The 16,524-nt window shown below is 40.1% G+C and carries 15 protein-coding genes; 7 read left to right on the forward strand and 8 right to left on the reverse strand.

Annotation, left to right across the window (positions count from 1 at the left end; genetic code table 11):
- Window positions 1–8: 8 nt before the first annotated feature.
- A complete protein-coding gene (locus LEP1GSC202_RS05960) occupies window positions 9–752 on the reverse strand; it encodes a YebC/PmpR family DNA-binding transcriptional regulator (RefSeq protein ID WP_015676619.1) in 744 nt (247 codons plus the stop codon).
- A 123-nt stretch (window positions 753–875) separates the two neighbouring features.
- On the opposite strand from LEP1GSC202_RS05960, the gene LEP1GSC202_RS05965 reads away from it, so the two are divergent.
- The 4 genes from LEP1GSC202_RS05965 to LEP1GSC202_RS05980 are packed head-to-tail and all read left to right on the forward strand — an operon-like array spanning window position 876 to window position 4,958.
- A complete protein-coding gene (locus LEP1GSC202_RS05965) occupies window positions 876–2,042 on the forward strand; it encodes an acyl-CoA dehydrogenase family protein (protein WP_015677329.1) in 1,167 nt (388 codons plus the stop codon).
- Between the two features lie 56 nt (window positions 2,043–2,098).
- The gene (locus tag LEP1GSC202_RS05970; protein WP_015677208.1) at window positions 2,099–2,668 is read left to right on the forward strand and encodes an anthranilate synthase component II; all 570 of its coding nucleotides are present in this window, start codon (window positions 2,099–2,101) and stop codon (window positions 2,666–2,668) included.
- Entirely contained in the window at window positions 2,665–4,560 is a 1,896-nt protein-coding gene (locus LEP1GSC202_RS05975; RefSeq protein ID WP_015676643.1) for an ABC transporter ATP-binding protein, read from the forward strand. The genes LEP1GSC202_RS05970 and LEP1GSC202_RS05975 overlap by 4 nt, the downstream gene beginning before the upstream one ends.
- Window positions 4,557–4,958 (forward strand): response regulator, encoded by a 402-nt coding sequence (locus tag LEP1GSC202_RS05980; protein WP_015676443.1) that lies wholly within the window; start codon window positions 4,557–4,559, stop codon window positions 4,956–4,958. The genes LEP1GSC202_RS05975 and LEP1GSC202_RS05980 overlap by 4 nt, the downstream gene beginning before the upstream one ends.
- Here the strand turns inward: LEP1GSC202_RS05980 and LEP1GSC202_RS05985 are convergent.
- Entirely contained in the window at window positions 4,945–6,819 is a 1,875-nt protein-coding gene (locus LEP1GSC202_RS05985; protein ID WP_015676955.1) for a HEAT repeat domain-containing protein, read from the reverse strand. The two genes, LEP1GSC202_RS05980 and LEP1GSC202_RS05985, sit on opposite strands and share 14 nt — an antisense overlap.
- 143 nt (window positions 6,820–6,962) lie before the next feature.
- Here LEP1GSC202_RS05985 and hflX point away from each other — a divergent pair, with 143 nt between their 5' ends.
- Entirely contained in the window at window positions 6,963–8,519 is a 1,557-nt protein-coding gene (gene hflX / locus LEP1GSC202_RS05990) for a GTPase HflX (protein WP_015676728.1), read from the forward strand.
- Here hflX and LEP1GSC202_RS05995 read toward each other — a convergent pair.
- Window positions 8,506–8,877 carry an STAS domain-containing protein gene (locus tag LEP1GSC202_RS05995; protein WP_015677534.1) on the reverse strand — a complete coding sequence of 124 codons (372 nt, stop codon included), beginning with the start codon at window positions 8,875–8,877 and terminating at the stop codon, window positions 8,506–8,508. The genes hflX and LEP1GSC202_RS05995 overlap by 14 nt on opposite strands.
- A 4-nt stretch (window positions 8,878–8,881) precedes the next feature.
- Window positions 8,882–10,165 (reverse strand): homoserine dehydrogenase, encoded by a 1,284-nt coding sequence (locus LEP1GSC202_RS06000; protein ID WP_015676367.1) that lies wholly within the window; start codon window positions 10,163–10,165, stop codon window positions 8,882–8,884.
- Window positions 10,166–10,309: 144 nt separating this feature from the next.
- On the opposite strand from LEP1GSC202_RS06000, the gene LEP1GSC202_RS06005 reads away from it, so the two are divergent.
- Complete coding sequence (locus LEP1GSC202_RS06005; protein WP_015676954.1) at window positions 10,310–10,969, forward strand: hypothetical protein; 660 nt, start codon at window positions 10,310–10,312, stop codon at window positions 10,967–10,969.
- A 3-nt stretch (window positions 10,970–10,972) separates the two neighbouring features.
- Here the strand turns inward: LEP1GSC202_RS06005 and LEP1GSC202_RS06010 are convergent, their stop codons facing one another.
- Complete coding sequence (locus tag LEP1GSC202_RS06010) at window positions 10,973–11,584, reverse strand: hypothetical protein (RefSeq protein WP_015676820.1); 612 nt, start codon at window positions 11,582–11,584, stop codon at window positions 10,973–10,975.
- Between the two features lie 94 nt (window positions 11,585–11,678).
- Between LEP1GSC202_RS06010 and LEP1GSC202_RS06015 the strand changes: the two genes are divergently transcribed.
- Complete coding sequence (locus tag LEP1GSC202_RS06015) at window positions 11,679–12,947, forward strand: formylglycine-generating enzyme family protein (RefSeq protein WP_015677397.1); 1,269 nt, start codon at window positions 11,679–11,681, stop codon at window positions 12,945–12,947.
- An 8-nt stretch (window positions 12,948–12,955) separates the two neighbouring features.
- On the opposite strand, the gene LEP1GSC202_RS06020 is transcribed toward LEP1GSC202_RS06015, so the two are convergent.
- The 3 genes from LEP1GSC202_RS06020 to LEP1GSC202_RS06030 are packed head-to-tail and all read right to left on the reverse strand — an operon-like array spanning window position 12,956 to window position 16,474.
- A complete protein-coding gene (locus LEP1GSC202_RS06020; protein WP_015676836.1) occupies window positions 12,956–13,417 on the reverse strand; it encodes a MarR family winged helix-turn-helix transcriptional regulator in 462 nt (153 codons plus the stop codon).
- A 37-nt stretch (window positions 13,418–13,454) separates the two neighbouring features.
- Window positions 13,455–15,041 carry a phytoene desaturase family protein gene (locus tag LEP1GSC202_RS06025; protein ID WP_015677530.1) on the reverse strand — a complete coding sequence of 529 codons (1,587 nt, stop codon included), beginning with the start codon at window positions 15,039–15,041 and terminating at the stop codon, window positions 13,455–13,457.
- A 2-nt stretch (window positions 15,042–15,043) separates the two neighbouring features.
- Entirely contained in the window at window positions 15,044–16,474 is a 1,431-nt protein-coding gene (locus tag LEP1GSC202_RS06030; protein WP_015676930.1) for a DUF4139 domain-containing protein, read from the reverse strand.
- Window positions 16,475–16,524 lie beyond the last annotated feature (50 nt).

The following is a 16,524-nucleotide window of genomic DNA, read 5'->3' on the forward strand; positions in this document are numbered from 1 at the left end:
TCACCGCATCAATCGAGTTCGACACCGTCGCCTAACTCAAAATTGGAACTCACACCTTGCACATCATCGTTTGCTTCCAAGTTCTCAATCAATTTCATTACTTTTTCAGCAGTCTCTTTATCATTCACTTCAACAGTTGTCATCGGGATGTATTTGATTTCCGATTCTTCCATGTTCAATCCTTTAGATGAAAGGGCTGACTGTACTGCTTCATACTCTGCAGGCGATGTGAGGACCACATACATGCCATCGTTCACTTGGATGTCTTCTGCGCCAGCACCTAGCGCCAAATCAAACAATGCTTCCTCTGAAATTTGATCTGCTTTGAGTGTGAGTTGGCCTTTTCTTTCGAACAAACGTGAAACAGCACCCGCATTGGCAAGGGATCCACCAAGTTTTGTTAAAATACTTTTGATTTCGGGAGTTGTACGGGATTTTTTATCTGTCAAAACATCCACCATGATGGCAACGCCACCCGGTGCATAACATTCATAGAGACACTCTTCATACACCATGCCTTCAAGACCACCCGTTCCCTTTTTGATGGCACGTTCGATATTGTCTTTGGGCATATTGGCAGCTTTCGCTTTTGTCACCGCTAATCGAAGCCTTGGGTTTCCTTCTTGGTCCCCTCCACCTTCTTTGGCTGCCACAGAAATTTCTTTGGCTATCCTTGTAAAGATGGCGCCTCTTTTGGCATCAATGGCTCCTTTTTTTCTTCGAATCGTCGCCCATTTCGAGTGTCCTGACATTGTTGTCTCCCATGGCTAGGATTTTGGATTCAAAAGATTTTTCAACAGATTTAAGTCGCCCTAGTTTCTTGACTCATAGAGAAAATTCCAAAGTACTGTAAAAAAACATCCATAAGGCAACCCATGATCGACTTTTCAATCACCGATGAACAAAAAGCCCTCCGCGATTTAGCCAGAGATTTCGCAAAAAATGAAATGATTCCGAAAGCGGAACACCATGACCACACTGGTGAGTATCCAAAAGAAATTTTGAAAAAAGCATTCGATGTGGGGCTCATGAATATGCACATCCCTGCCGAATATGGTGGAGCAGGACTTGGGGTTCTCGACGAACTCATCGCTTCCGAAGAATTATTTTATGGATGTTCTGGGATGGCGACTGCAATCCTTGCAAACAATCTCGCACTCGCACCAGTACTACTCGGTGCTGATGATTACGTGATGAAAAAATTCATCCAACCGATGTCGGAAAATTTTACCTTAGCCGCCTATGCTGTAACAGAACCAGGTGCTGGATCCGATGTTGCCGGTATCCGTACAACGGCAAAACGTGTGGGTGATGAATACATCATCAACGGATCCAAAATGTGGATCACAAACGCAGGTCATGCTGATTGGTTTTTTGTATTAGCAAAAACAGATCCAAATGCGGGACACAAAGGGATGACTGGATTTATCGTGGATGCCAAAACTCCAGGAATCATCATCGGCAAAAAAGAAAAGAATATGGGACAACGTTGTTCCGATACCCGTGGTGTAACTTTTGAAGATGTAAAAGTTCCAAAAGAAAATATGATCGGGAAAGAAGGGGAAGGTTTTAAAATTGCGATGGGTGCTTTTGACCAAACTCGTCCCGCTGTTGCAATCGGAGCAGTTGGTGTAGCTCGTGCAGCGCTTGACCATTCCATTCGTTATGCAAACACTCGTAATGCGTTTGGAAAACCAATTTCCGTAAACCAAGGTGTGAGTTTTATGATCGCTGAGATGGCTCGTGACATTGAAGCAGGTCGTTTGCTTTGCTGGCAGTCTGCATGGCTCATCGACAATGGATTCCGAAACACATACCAAGCATCGATTGCAAAAGTTTTCTGTGCTGATATGGCGATGCGTGTCACGACAGATGCAGTTCAAATATTTGGTGGATACGGATTCAACGAAGAGTACCCAGTAGAAAAATTGATGCGTGATGCAAAAATTTTCCAAATCTACGAAGGAACCTCACAAATCCAAAGAGTGATCATTTCGAAATTCCTCAACGACGGAGTTGGGATCGAAACTCCAAACGCTTAAAAGTTGGAATTAGGATCGGTGGATTAGAAACTCAATTCCACTGGTCCAATCCTAGTATGTTTTTACTCATCGATAACTACGATTCATTCACCTATATTTTATACCAATACCTAAACAAAATCGCACCAACGACTGTTATGCGAAATAATGAAACGCTTCCACTGGATTCAAATCAAAAGTTTAAAGCAGTTGTATTATCTCCGGGACCTGGTTTGCCGAAAACATCAGGGAAACTGGTTTCCCATTTTACTAATTTATATCCCAGGTTACCAATACTTGGAATTTGCCTTGGGCACCAAACCATTGCGGAAACCTTTGGTGCAAAATTAGAACAAACAAAAGATATCCATCATGGCCGACCGTCACCCATTGAACATACGGGAGAGGGACTCTTCAAAAAGATTCCCAACCGATTTTTAGCAAATCGTTACCATTCGTGGGCTGTTTCAAAACTGAATTTTCCCGAGGAATTGGAAGTGACAGCAGAAACAAAAGATGGTGTGATCATGGGAATTCGTCACAGAAAATGGAAAAAGGTTTTTGGGGTCCAATTCCATCCTGAATCCATCCTAACGGAATATGGAGAGACCTTACTTCGTAACTTCTATGAGGAAGTTCTTACATGAAATATTTTTTAAGATTACTGAGTTATAGCGTTCATTATAGACAAAGGTTTGTTTTAGGACTCATCTTTGCTTTGTTAACTGCTGTACTCAATGGTATCTCCCTTACTGCATTAATCCCTCTCTTTGATTCCTTGGGAAGTGACAAAAACAATAGGTTTCACTTAGATCTCACACTACCAGAAAAAACCATATTGGTGCAAGAAGTGTTACTTGGTGAGGATAGCCTTGATGGGCTCGAACGTATCAAAAGGGTGATCATCTCTTTTAAACTCCAAGTCAACGACTACACCAAAGACATGGAACCAAAAGAAGTTGTTTGGGCAGTATGTATTGCAGTATTCCCATTGTATTTATTAAAATTAGGAACATATCTGTTATCGGTGTATTGTATCGCCACTGCTGGTTACAAAGCTGTCCGCGACATCCGTCAGGAGCTTTTCCAAAAAGTTCAAAGATTACCTCTCACCTATTTTTATAAAGAAAAAACAGGACTCATTATGAGTCGTGTCATCAACGATGCAGAAATTGTGGCAGCAGTGATCTCAAGTAACTTACGTGATGCGGTAATTAATTTCTTTTATGTGTTAACACATTTGGTCATTCTAATTTATCTAAATTCAGAACTATTAATTTTGGCATGTTTGACAGTGCCTGTAGTGATCTTACCAGTTACACTTTTCACACGTAAAATATCCTCATCAACAGCAAGGTTCCAAGAAAAAATAGCCGATCTCAATGGGCATATCCAAGAGTTTATTTCTGGTATCAAAGTGATCCGTACGTTTCGACAAGAAACCCAAGACCTCAAAAAATTTGATAATATCAACCAAAAAGTATATCGTCGAACATTCAAAGGCCAGTTTTATCTGCAAATGGCCCCCAGTCTTGTGGAGTTAACTTCTTCCATTGTGGTTCTGGGTTACTTTGCGTTAGGTGCAAAATTCATTTATTCAGGTAAATTCACGCAAGGTGAGTTTATGGCATTTTTATTGACCTTATTATTTTTAATGCGACCACTCACACAACTTTCCCAAATGGTTGGTAAAATCACCCAAGCCAATTCGGCCGGGAAACGAATTTTTGAAATTATCGATCGGGACCCAGAAGTCATCGAACATGGTGATGAAACTGTTTTGGAGAAAATCACCGAAGGGATCAAGTTTGAAGACATTCATTTTTCTTATCCTGGAACCAACCAAGAAGTTCTCAAAGGGATCAATTTAGATATCAAACTCGGAGAAACCTATGCCTTTGTTGGAACCAGTGGATCTGGTAAATCAACAATGATGGATTTGATTCCTCGATTTTTTGATCCAACTTCGGGTAAAATTACAATTGATGGGATAGATATCAAACATTACTCCCTTAAGTCTTTGCGTAAGAAAATAGGAATCGTCACTCAGGAAATTTTTCTCTTTCATGGAACCATTGCCGAAAACATCGCTTATGGAACAGGGGCCGCGACAAGAAAAGAAGTGGTGAGAGCCGCTCGTTTGGCGAATGCTCATGATTTTATCACAAAAATGGAAAATGGTTACGACACCATGATTGGAGTACGAGGTTTGGATTTGAGTGGTGGCCAAAGGCAACGTTTAGTCATTGCTCGTGCTTTGTTACGAAATGCAGAGATTATGATATTGGATGAGGCAACAAGTGCATTGGACGCTGAATCAGAACGACTGGTGAGCCGAGCTTTAGAAAGGCTTTTCCAAAATCGAACTACATTTATCATTGCGCATAGATTATCTACCGTTAGGCGAATCAAAAACATTGTTGTCATCGAAGAAGGTGAGATCAAAGAACAAGGAGACCATGATTCCTTACTTCAAAAAAATGGGATTTATAAAAAATTATACGATAGCCAATTTGCTGATGCAGAGATCCAAATATGAAAAAAATATTGATTGTTGATGATAATGATCGTTATGCGAATCACTTAAAAAACTATTTTGACCAAAAAAAAATCCAATCGGATCGAGCTTATGATGCAAAACAAGGTTGGGAATTATTTCAGAAGTCAAATGACTACGATATGATTGTGTCCGATGTCACCATGGAAACACAAACTTCAGGTTTGTGGATGATGCGTAACATTTACAAATCAGGTTACAAGGGTGTGATGGTCATCGCATCCACTGGGTTTGATGTTTGGGGAGTGATGCCTTTTTCTGCTTATTTTTTAACTTGGTTTTGTGGACTGCATTGGATGATTCCAAAGGTTCCACTCAAACAAGGGATAGTGGAGTGGGTCCCCACCATCCTCGTGAAAGGAAAATCTAATCCTTTTTAGGGAGTTTCACTTCTTTTTCTGGATTGAATAGGTTTTTGTGTTTTCCTTTTTTTAACTGAGAATACTTACCTGAATTCCCATCACTTCCTAATTGTTTTACTTCAATGATGTCAATTTTTGGATAAAAGACCCAACCAGAAACAAACGCACTCCTTGCACCAGGTAAAGTGGATTCCATTTTCACTTGGATGTATTTATCTGTGACAATGTTTTCACCCATACGAACTGCGAATTCCTTTTTCGTTTCTGATAGAATGAGACCAATTTCTTTTTCCTTGATATAAGAAATAGGTGTAGATCGTTCATTTGCTTCTGCTCGCAAGTAATCATCTTCAACTAATATGATTGCATACTTACCAAAGGCTTTTCTTTGTAATAAGGATTCACCAATTCGTTTGGTGAATTTTTCATCGGTGAGTGATTCATTCAATCGTATCAAAGCAAATGTTGCGGATAAAGAAGGATTCTTTGTAATCTCGTCAATGGCCATTATGGCTAGAGTTGGGTCTTCCGTAGCAACCCTTTCTAAGATTCGTAAACTTTCTCGGCTACCATGAATGGCTAAAGCTTCAATTGCTGCTTCTTTGATTTCTTGTTCTTGGGATTTCAAAAAACGATCAAATATTTCAACATCCGCATCTAATTTATGATAAGCGAGTCCCCGTAAAGCACCCGAAACGATGACTACATATTCGGAAGCAATCCCTTGCGTTAAAATCAATTCACGGCCTGCAGGATCTTTAGTTTTACCGAGTCCTTCAAAACTGACGGAAATCACTTCTGGGTCTTCAGCTTTGGTTCCTGCGATAAAATATGATAAAGAACGTTTGTCTCCTAAGTCGGACAGAGCTTTATAAGCAGATGGCCTTACTTGGTAACCATCTTTGTCAATGGCCGTTTGCAGGGCGACTCTACCAGCTTTCAATCTTCCCAATGCCAAGGCTGCTGCAGAACGAACTCTTGGAATTGGGTGTGTTGCTAAAATTTTCTCAAGGTTTTTTGGTTTGCGGTAGTATTCCCAACGAAAGACTTGTACGAGTCCGTTTCTGATTTGTTCTGTGTATTCCTTGTCTTTTTTTTCTTCATCAGATAGGACTTCTTCCTCTTCCTTTTTTACCATCTCATCAATTTGTTCAGTGGCTTTTCCCGTAACTTTTGTTTTGCGATTCAATCGTTTGATGGAAATTTTTTTGGAAGGATCTTCTTTTTTAACGGTTGGCTTTTCCGGTTTTTTTTGGGTTTCAGAATCTGTATTGATAAGGATAGGATCCGCAGTTTCTGGTTTCACATCTACTTCTGCGATGTCACGACCTTGGTTGTAGTTACTGGAATCAGCTCTTAGATTACGGATTGCATTTTGAATTCCGATTGCCTTTGGACTATACTGTTGTAAGGACTCTAAAATTGTTCCTAATTCACGAGTCACTCTTCCAATGGTTGGTCCGTCAAAATCATTTGGTGTGCTATCAATCAGTGATTGGTTGGTTTGGATGAGTTCTGGAAGTCGAGTGATGACAGAAGGTAAATCTTCTTCTAAATAGGCAGCCGCTTGCATTTCTTTTTCAACTGGTTCCCCAACGGTTTTTTTGCTATCGGCTCGTAAGGCAATATTTTCACCAAATTCCAATAAGGCGATCGTTTTATGGGCTTCTTCAATAAAGTTATCATATTTACGATTTTTAGTAACGGGGATGATTACATTTTTTGATTTATGAGGATCGAGTTCACTGCCTTGGTATTCGCGATACTTTGGTGAAACATCTGTTAACTGAAAGGGTTTGGTGCTGGAACATCCAGTGAAAAGGAATAAGACCACCCATAAACTGCCTTTCCAAATTATGTCTTGACCCTTTTGAAACATATGATAGCCTACTTCCATACTTTGAATATCGGATACGTACTATAAGTAAAATTAGCGGCAACCTCGCCGGTCTCAAGCCAAACCAACTAAAAAAGTTAAAATCTCTCTCAGAAAGGCGACTTCGGGAGGATTCTATCATCTCCATGGAGCTCGCACGCCTTGTTGGAGAGATTTCTGTCGAAATTGGTAGGCAAGTTGGACTTCTCATCGAGAGGACAGGTTATGTCACTCATCTCATTGTCGGCAATGACCATTCCATCGAAATTCCTCATTTGGATCGTTACCGTGTTGCCCACTCACGCCTTCGTGGCTTGCGACTCTTCCATACCCATCTCAAAGAACAACCGTTAAATCAAGAAGATTTGATGGACTTAGTTCTCAACCGGTTTGATTCGATCACAGCGGCTTGTGTGGACAAAGATGGGATTCCCAAATACTTTTTTTCCGCCTTTATCAATCCAGATCCAGATGCAAAAGAACCGTGGATATTATCTCCGAAACAATACCCTGGTCAAATTAAGTATGGATATTCGGAACAAGTAGAAGCACTTGAATCCGAATTCACTAAAAAAACATCCAACCTGAAAGAATCACAAAAAGAAAACAGAGCATTCCTTGTTGGTGTGTATGATGTAAGGAAGATGAAACGTTCTCCCGAACACTCAATGGAAGAACTAAAAGAACTTTGTCGAACTGCTGGGATTCATGTTGTTGATACTTATGTACAAAAACGGGATCCGGATCCTCGCACAGTTGTGGGGAAAGGTAAATTACAAGAAATCATTTTGACTTCAGTTCACAAAGACATAGAACATCTGATTTTTGATTTGGAACTCACTCCTTCCCAAGCCAAAAAAATTTCAGATGCGAGTGATTTAAAAATCATCGATCGCACCCAACTCATTTTAGATATTTTTTCCAAAAATGCGAAATCCAGAGATGGAAAACTACAAGTAGAACTTGCTCAATTGAAATACCTTAAAAACAGATTGTCTGAATTAGATGACAATATGAGTCGCCTAACGGGTGGTATTGGAGGTAGGGGGCCTGGGGAAACCAAATTAGAAATTGGAAACAGACGTGTGGAAGAAAAAATCAATCGTTTGGAAAACGAATTGAAAGATCTCAAACGAAGGAGGGAACTCAATCGTAAGTCTCGTTCTCGTAACGAAATTCCCATTGTGGGAATTGTTGGTTACACCAATGCAGGAAAATCAACTCTTCTCAATGCCCTAACCAATTCCACAGTCATTGCTGAAGACAAACTATTTGCTACTTTGGACCCAACGACTAGAAGGATTCGTTTTCCCGAAGAAAGAGAAATCATCATCTCTGACACTGTTGGATTTATCCATGACCTGCCACCGGATTTATCACAAGCCTTCAAAGCTACGTTGGAAGAATTAGGTGATGCAGATTTATTATTACATGTAGTTGATGTCACAAACCCAAATTACTCGGAACAAATGGATGCAGTTGATACAATTCTCAATTCTCTGCAATTAAACGAAATTCCACGAATGGTGGTTTATAATAAAGCAGATGGTTTGGATGAGGAAACACGTGAGAACCTACAAAAAAACGGATCCTTACTTGTATCAGCGGTGACCAGGGAAGGCCTTTCTCGTTTGTTAGATTTGATTGAATATGAAATTTGGAAAAAACAAGAACAAAAACAATTAGAAGTTACGTCCAGTTGAGGATGGCTTCTTCTTTAGAATTGTGAATGTGTACTTTTTTGGGTAGGTCCATAAGTTGGATCACATTTTCCAAAAAATGATTCAATCCCCCGATACGAATTTTCCCATTTTGATTTTCTACTGTTTTGATGATCCCAATGAGCGTGGCAACACCGATGCTATTGATGTATTCCAATTTGCTTAAGTCCAAAATGATTTGGTAAATGCCACCTTCGAAAACCGAAGCAATGTTTCGATTGATCTCATAAGCATTTGTGTTGGTGATTTGGCCCACAAATGAAACAACTTGTACCGCTTCCCCTTTGATTTGAATTGATTCCGTTTCAATTGTGAGTGAAGGGAAACTAAAGATAGTCATGGGATTAGAGGTTCTCCAATAACCGAATTGCCACCGTCTTCTGTTTGATGATGTTTGTCATGGTATCAATTTCCAATAATGATTTTTGGAATTCCCCTTCGGTAGCGGCATGAGTGACAACAATGACAGAAACGGGTTCCGAAGAGGATTCCTTTTGTTGGACGGAAGCAATCGAAATATTATGACGTCCTAAAATTTGTGAAATTTCAGCAAGTACACCTGGTTTATCAACAGTTGAGAAACGAAGGTAATACCGTACTAAATTCTCTGGTTCAGGGAAACGTTTCCCTTCTGGAAATAAATTATTCTCTTTTGCGATGTCCTTACTTCCTAATCTGGAAGCATAATAAATGATGTCAGAGAGGACTGCACTTGCGGTTGGCATCCCACCAGCACCTTTCCCTGTCATCATCCCAGAATCCGCTTCTTTCGTTTTATAAAATACAGCGTTTGATTCATTCATAACATTGGCAAGTGGGTGGTCGAGTGGAACAAGCGTAGGATGGACCTTCGTTAGGATTCCCGCCGAACTTCGTTTAGAGATACCTAATAATTTGATCCGGTAACCAAGAGAGAGTGCTGATTGGATGTCAAGGGATTGTAATTCAGAAATTCCTTTGACCGATACAGTTTGGAAGGAAACAAATTCCCGAAACGCAAGGCTTGCTAACAAACTGATTTTATGGCCGGCATCAATGCCTTCGACATCAAACGTAGGATCGGCCTCTGCAAATCCGAGTTCTTGTGCTTTCTTTAATGCAGTGGCATAATCCCAAGATTCTTGTTCCATTTTGGTTAAAATAAAATTGGTGGTTCCATTCAGAATTCCACAAATCACTTCAAATTCACAGGAAGCAAGACCATCTCGTAATGTTCGAATGATGGGAATGGAGCCTGCAACGGCCGCTTCGTATCCTAATTCCACACCTGATTTTTCCGCGATTGCGTAAAGTTCTCGGCCTTTTTCGGATAACAATGCCTTGTTTGCGGTGATGACTGATTTGCCATTTTCAAGTGAGGAGCGAACGGCCTTGTAGGCGATGTCTGTTCCGCCTATCAATTCAACAATCATATCAATATCCGAACGTTTTGTAACGGAAAGCACATCTTCCGTTAGAGAAATGTTCGTTTTTCCTTGGAGTTTTCCCGGGCTACGGGTCGCAATGGCTGTTAGTTGTAAGTTGATTCCATAATGACGTTGGATTTTTTCTCGGTTTTTGTCCAAGAGTTGGAGTAGACTTGTGCCGACAACTCCGGCACCCAATAGACCAATGCGAACTTCTTTCATCTAGGATCATCATTTCTTAGGAGAAACGGAAACACACTTAAAAAAATTTTAAAAAAAAACAAAATTGAGAAGAAGTTCTTCAGCTTTTTTTGATTTTATGTGATAACTATAATTAGAATTGTCTCGGCAATAAGGATTATCATTATGGCAACGAAAAAATCATCATCTGCCGCTAAGAAGAAGGCTGTTAAAAAAGCGGCCAAGAAAACAAATACGGTTAAGAAACAATCTACAAGAAATGAGAGTGCATCACTCTTCGGAAATGACGAGTCGGCGCAAGCATCCCTACAATCGCCTGTTTCCCATTCAGATAGTTCTGATCACGGAACGAAAGAATCCGGAAATGGTGTGTATCTATTTTTAGTATTAGCGGGAATTATCGCGATTGGATACCTCGGGTATGCCAAATACCTCAAACCAAAGGCTCCCACTGCGACTACACAAGTAGAAGCAACAAAAACTCCAGCGGATGCCCAAACAAAACCAGTTGCTGATGCATCTGAGAAAAAAGCGGAAGAAACTCCGAAAGAAGTGGCAACGGCAGGTTTCCTCACTGACAAAATTGCTTCCAAAAAGTTCACAGAAGCAGCTGCGTATTGCAAGTCGGTTGGTGGAGTCGTTCCTTCGAAAGAAGATTTGGTGAAATTTGCTGCGACAGCTCCAAATGAAATCAAAACTAGCGAAGACAAGTTTTGGACAAAAACGGAAGTTGATAAGAAGTCTGGTTTGGCTTACCGTTTTTCCAACGGGAAAGCACCAAAAGTTGACAAAGCAACTTCCCTAAAGGTTCTCTGTAAAAACTAATCTCTAACGAGAGTTTGATTGGATCGGGGCAAGGATTTCTCTTCTGATTTTGAGAGCAAGATCAGTGGAAGCAAACATCTGCCCCGAACCATCTGTTAAATAAAAACTATCCTTCGCCCTTCCTGTTTCAAAATCAGTTTCAATCGTAGCACTTAAAATATTGATTTGGTTTTGCATTAGGATGCGAGAAACATAATACAACAAACCCCGACCTGCACTGCTTTCTAAATACAAACAAGTTTGGTTTCTTTCGGGAAGGTCTGAAAAGATAAACTCTGGGGTTTCCTTAAAGAAGGTAGCAACTGCAGGTTCTTGGATTTGTAATTTCTCTAAGATTTCTTCAAATTTTGCATTTTTCGAAAATACGGAGTCCATCATCATTCCCAATTGGAACGCTGCTTTTGTTGTGTCACCTTCAGCTGCTTGCAAAATAAACGAATCGATCGTAAATTCATTTCCTTGTTCAATGACTGTGCTAAGTTCACCCGAAAGGATGTCCATTTTGAGTGCATAAATGATGGTCGCAATCCTATGAAAGGTTCCAATTTGTGTGGAATCTGTTTTTAAGGAAATGAGGATGTTTTCTTTTTCCCGTTTGTATTGAAACTCAATCAATTTTGCATTTCCTTTTCCCACTGATTGTATAGATGCACGGGAAATTTCAATCAAAAGGTTTCGGCGAAATAGGCCGATGATGATAAAAGACAGTATGAAAAATTTACTTTTGGTTCTATTCGTTTTGGGGTTTTTCTTCACACCCCTAGTTTCAGAAGAGGAAACGTCGGAAGAATCACCCTTCGCTACGACTAAAAAGAAAGTCCAACTCTGGAAAGGGGAAGTTGTTGGCGTATACAAAAATCGACTTTGGATCAAAGTTCGCATTTATCGAAATCAAAAGATTTCCAAATACTCAGTTTCTGAATTAAAATCTCTTTTTAGCGAAACAAAAGAGTTTCCAGTTTATCAAAAACTTACCCAACTCAAACAAGGACTGCTCATTGTTAGAGATACGATTTGGGAAGAAAAAAACATCAATAAAAACAATCAATTCATTGAAGTAGTGTTAGTTGGAGATTATAAGCCAGACCCTACTTCCAAAATGAAAGAAATCACAACAGATGCTTATATCTCGAGTTATGTGGAAGAAGATTTTTTCACAGAACCAGATGCCTTTTTTAAAGGAAGGTATACCTCGCCTCGTAAAACTGTTTTCCATCCCAAAGATAGAAAGGAAATGGTTCTAGTTTCCCGAGGTTTATTTTTATACGGTCAGGGGACTGATCCCTCTTCAGATAGTTTTAACCCTTATTTTTTAGAACCGAAAGCTTCTAATCTCAAAGAGATACCATCCTTTTACATAGATAAGTATGAAGTAACGAATGCAGAATATGAATTCTTTTTAAAACAAACCAATACAAAGGCACCTCCCCACTGGATTGGAGGCAGATACCCTGAAGGGGAAGCTGAACATCCTGTGGTCCATCTCACTTATCGTGAAGTTGAACGTTATGCAGCATGGGCAGGCAAACGAATTCCCACTGAATGGGAATGGGAAAAAGCGGCAAGGGGACCAGGAGTGGTGGAATATACGAACCGAGATGAAACGTTGGGATACCAAATCACAGCCACCAAATATCCTTTTGGTGATGAGTATGATTCCCTCTATTGCAATACGAGAGAATCAAAATTGGGAAAAACCCAATCGGTATTAGAACTATCCACAGAAGGGGCAAGTCCCTATGGAGCCATCGGAATGTGTGGGAATGCACCTGAATGGACATCTAGTGATTACCAATTGTATCCAGGGCATCATATCAAAAACTTTTCTTTCGGGAAAATTTATAAAGTGGTGAGAGGAGGTTCGTATTCGGACTCAGCGAAAAATGCAACAGCAAGTGCTAGATCATATGGAGGGATTCCAAACCTAAGTGAAGATAGGCGAGCGGGGTTTCGATTGGTAATGGATTACCGTGATTAAAATTTCAATTACTTGGATGTAGGTTCGGTTTTTTTGCCGAGTTTTTTGCAGATTTTTCCTAACACGTCCTGTTCTTCTGGAGATAGGACAGAAAATTCAGAAGTGATCCTTTTGACATGGTCAGGAAAAATTTGTTCGATCAGTTTTTTACCTTCGTTGGTTAAGTGCACAGAAATAAACCTTCGGTCTTCCACACCACGTACTCGTTCCACCAAATTTCGTTTTTCTAAGTTATCGATGACTAACGTGATGTTTCCCGTACTTTTTAGGATTTTATCGCCTAAGTCTTTTTGGCAAAGGGGACCTAAGTGGTACAATGTTTCCAGAACACCAAACTGGCTTTCTGAAATATTCCATTTTGAGAATTCAGAAATGAGGCGAGAAGACAAGGATTCCGAGGCTCGTTTGAGTTTGATAAACGAGTCTAGAGCTTGTACTTCTTTTTTAGATCCTTTGAATTTTGTTCCCATTGGTTTAATATCAAACTATCAAACTTCAAACCATTTGTCAAACGGTTTCTTGGCTCTTTTGGAAAAGTTCCTTCATGAGCCGTAAAGTCCCTGTCAGCCCAAGTACGACGGAAGAAGTGGCAACACCACCCATCAGCGCACCAGCAACGCCAGGAGAACAGGCATCTGCTCCCGTGAGGTAAAGGTTTTTCACAGTTGTCCTCACTCCTAACCATTCTTGGCGGAACCGTTCTGGTGTACAGGAAAGTCCGTAAATGGAACCTTCTTTGTGTCCAGTAAAGAATTCCGTTGTGATGGGAGTTGAGAGCTCGGTGAACTCGATCAGGTCTCGGAAACCAGGGAATCGTTCTTCCAAAAACTGCAACATCCCTTCTGTAATCGTTGCCTTCAATTGGTTGTATTCTTCCCCTCGTTTTTTCCAAGGTTCTTCTTTCCATTTGGCAAAGTTGGAATAATCAGCAAAACTTATCGCCTCGGCCGTATGCCCTTCTGCCTCTGGGTTCTTTAAGGATGGAAACGACAAATACATCATTGGTGGGTTTCCATGGATTAGGTCATTCCGTTTCGCATAACTTTCGTCATGGTTAAGATTTGGGAAAATCCAATGGTTTTCGCCATGAAATCCCAATTTTGTTGGAGATTCCTTAAAACCAATGTAAAGTGTGATGGAAGTTGTGCCTTGGGTGCTGAGTGATTCCAAAGGAATTTGGAAATCATTTGAAAATTGTTTCGGCAATAGTTTGTTGTAGGTGGTGTAAGCACCAGCATCGGAGATGATGAGATCAGCAAAAAAACTTTGTTCTGAAAAGGTTTTTCCTTTTTGTACATCTACCTTGACACCAATCGCTTTGTCTCCATCCAAAATGATTTCTTTTACTATATGGAGGATCTTCATCGCCCCACCATTTTTTTCCACGATCGGTTCGATTGACTCCACAATTTTACTGGAACCTCCAATCGGGAAATAACCTCCGTTAAAGTAATGGGTTACGATCATCGAGTGAATGGCAAAGGAGGAATCTTTTGGTGGTAGTCCATAGTCCCCCCACTGGGAACAAAGCAATGCTTTTAGACTTTGATCCTTGAAATGGTTGTCCATATACTCTTTTGTTGTGATGTAAGGAGTGGAGATATGACCAAGTCCAAGTAATTTTGCGGCCTTTTCAAAAAAAGCAGGTAAGGCTTTCAGAGTGAAATGCCTACCAAACCACTGTGTAAAGGTTTCCACATCTTTGAAGTATTGGTCAATGGCGCTGGATTCGTTCGGGTATTTTGATTTTAGATCGTTACGGAACCGTTCTTTTTCACCGTAAACAGGGAAACTAAAATTTGGATAATCGAAAACTTCAAAGGGTTCTTCCATTTTTTTCCATTGGACACCACGTTTTGTAATCGAATCAAAAAGGGTTCGTAACATCGAACCCTCAGCCAAATCACCGATATAATGGATTCCTACGTCCCATTCAAATTTTCCCAATCGTTTGAATGTATGTGTAAAGCCACCTAACTTAAAATGACGTTCTAATACTAAAACTTTTTTGCCCGCGACTTGTGATAAAATGGAAGCGACGGTTAGCCCGCCGATTCCCGATCCAATGATGATGGCATCATACTTTGTTTCCATGTTTAGTATTTAGTTTCGACTGTGTATTCTAATGTGACCACTTCATTTGCTTTGAGAGGAACATCTGCATAGGTTTTGGTTGATGATTCTTTGGTGAATTTATGAGATGACTTAGTGATGTTCCAATCTCCCCATAAACTTGCATAAAATCGAATTTCGATTGGTTCCTTTTTTCTGTTTCTAATTTCAACAGAATAGGAAGATTTATCCCCTCTTGAGAGTTTGAAAACTTCATACGAGAGTCTTTTTCCATTGGCAACCACGTCAAAAGCTTGGCCTGTTTTGATTTTTACATCTTCATTTTCTGGAGTGTGATCAATGGTATCTTCCCCAAGTAATTGTTGTCTTCCTTTGGAATCCGCTTTAAAAACACGGATGGTTCCTTGGGGGAGTGGTCTACCTAAATTGTTTTTTTTAGCATTTTTAAAAATGTATTTAATGGTGGCGTTGTTAAAATTTTTCTCATTGCCTTCATACATCGGTAGGTTTTCAAAAACAAAGTATTTTTTGATTTCAATTCCTTCTGACTGGAAGAGTTGCACTTGTTTAGTTTGGTTGTAACCGATATTTGTGGGTTGGTCCAAAGTATATAAATAATACTCGGAAAGATTTTCTTGGCTAAATTCAGGAGCTGCATCAGATTCCTCATACTCTTTTACCATCGTTTTTTTCGCATAACGAGGTTGTGGTGAGTATGCTGGGCGGTTGGAAAGTAAATTCACTTTTCCAGCCACTAATTGCAAAACGGCATTTTTAAATTCGGCTCCTGAGTTGTTATTTAAAGTAACCCAAGAATTGAGCCCACATTCATTTTCTTCTTTATCCAAAACGAGGATGTAATCTGCCGACCATCCAAGTCCATTGGTTTGGTAAGAAACTTCGAGAGCCTGCTCTTTCTCGGTGTCATTTTTTAACTTCCAAACTAACGTTGGTTTAGCGAATAAATTCTCTGGGATGGTAGGGACAGTGACTCGGCCATTGTACCCAAGGGAAACCTCGTTTCCAATTTGGTAAACGGGACTTCCATTATTGGCGATGAGTTTTGCTTTTACGGAAGTTGTTTTTTCCTTTCCGTCCTGGTAAAGGGTCACCTCTTTGCCAATGTATTTATCCATCAATCGTTCTGGAGAAATGAGATCATATTCATAGTTTTGTTCGAAGACTGTGAGTTTTTTTGGATCTTCCCCTTTCACACGAACGGTTTGTGGGATGATTTGGGAAGGGACATCTTCAAATCGTAAGGTGCGAATTCCTTTTGCCAGGTTCAAAACACGTGTTTCTCTGACGAGGCCGATGCCTCCATTATAGATTGTGACACTCACTGATTTGCGATCGGAGTCGGTGGATAAATCAAAGGAACTATCAGATGTGATGCTGGCACTGATCAAAAAAAGAACTGTGATACTTGTGATGGAAACGAGTTTGGATTTCATGTATTCTCCCATGAGCATTCTACAGTTTGGAAACTGAAAAAACGAATGCA

The organism is Leptospira yanagawae serovar Saopaulo str. Sao Paulo = ATCC 700523 (assembly GCF_000332475.2).
In the GTDB taxonomy this organism is placed as follows: domain Bacteria; phylum Spirochaetota; class Leptospiria; order Leptospirales; family Leptospiraceae; genus Leptospira_A; species Leptospira_A yanagawae.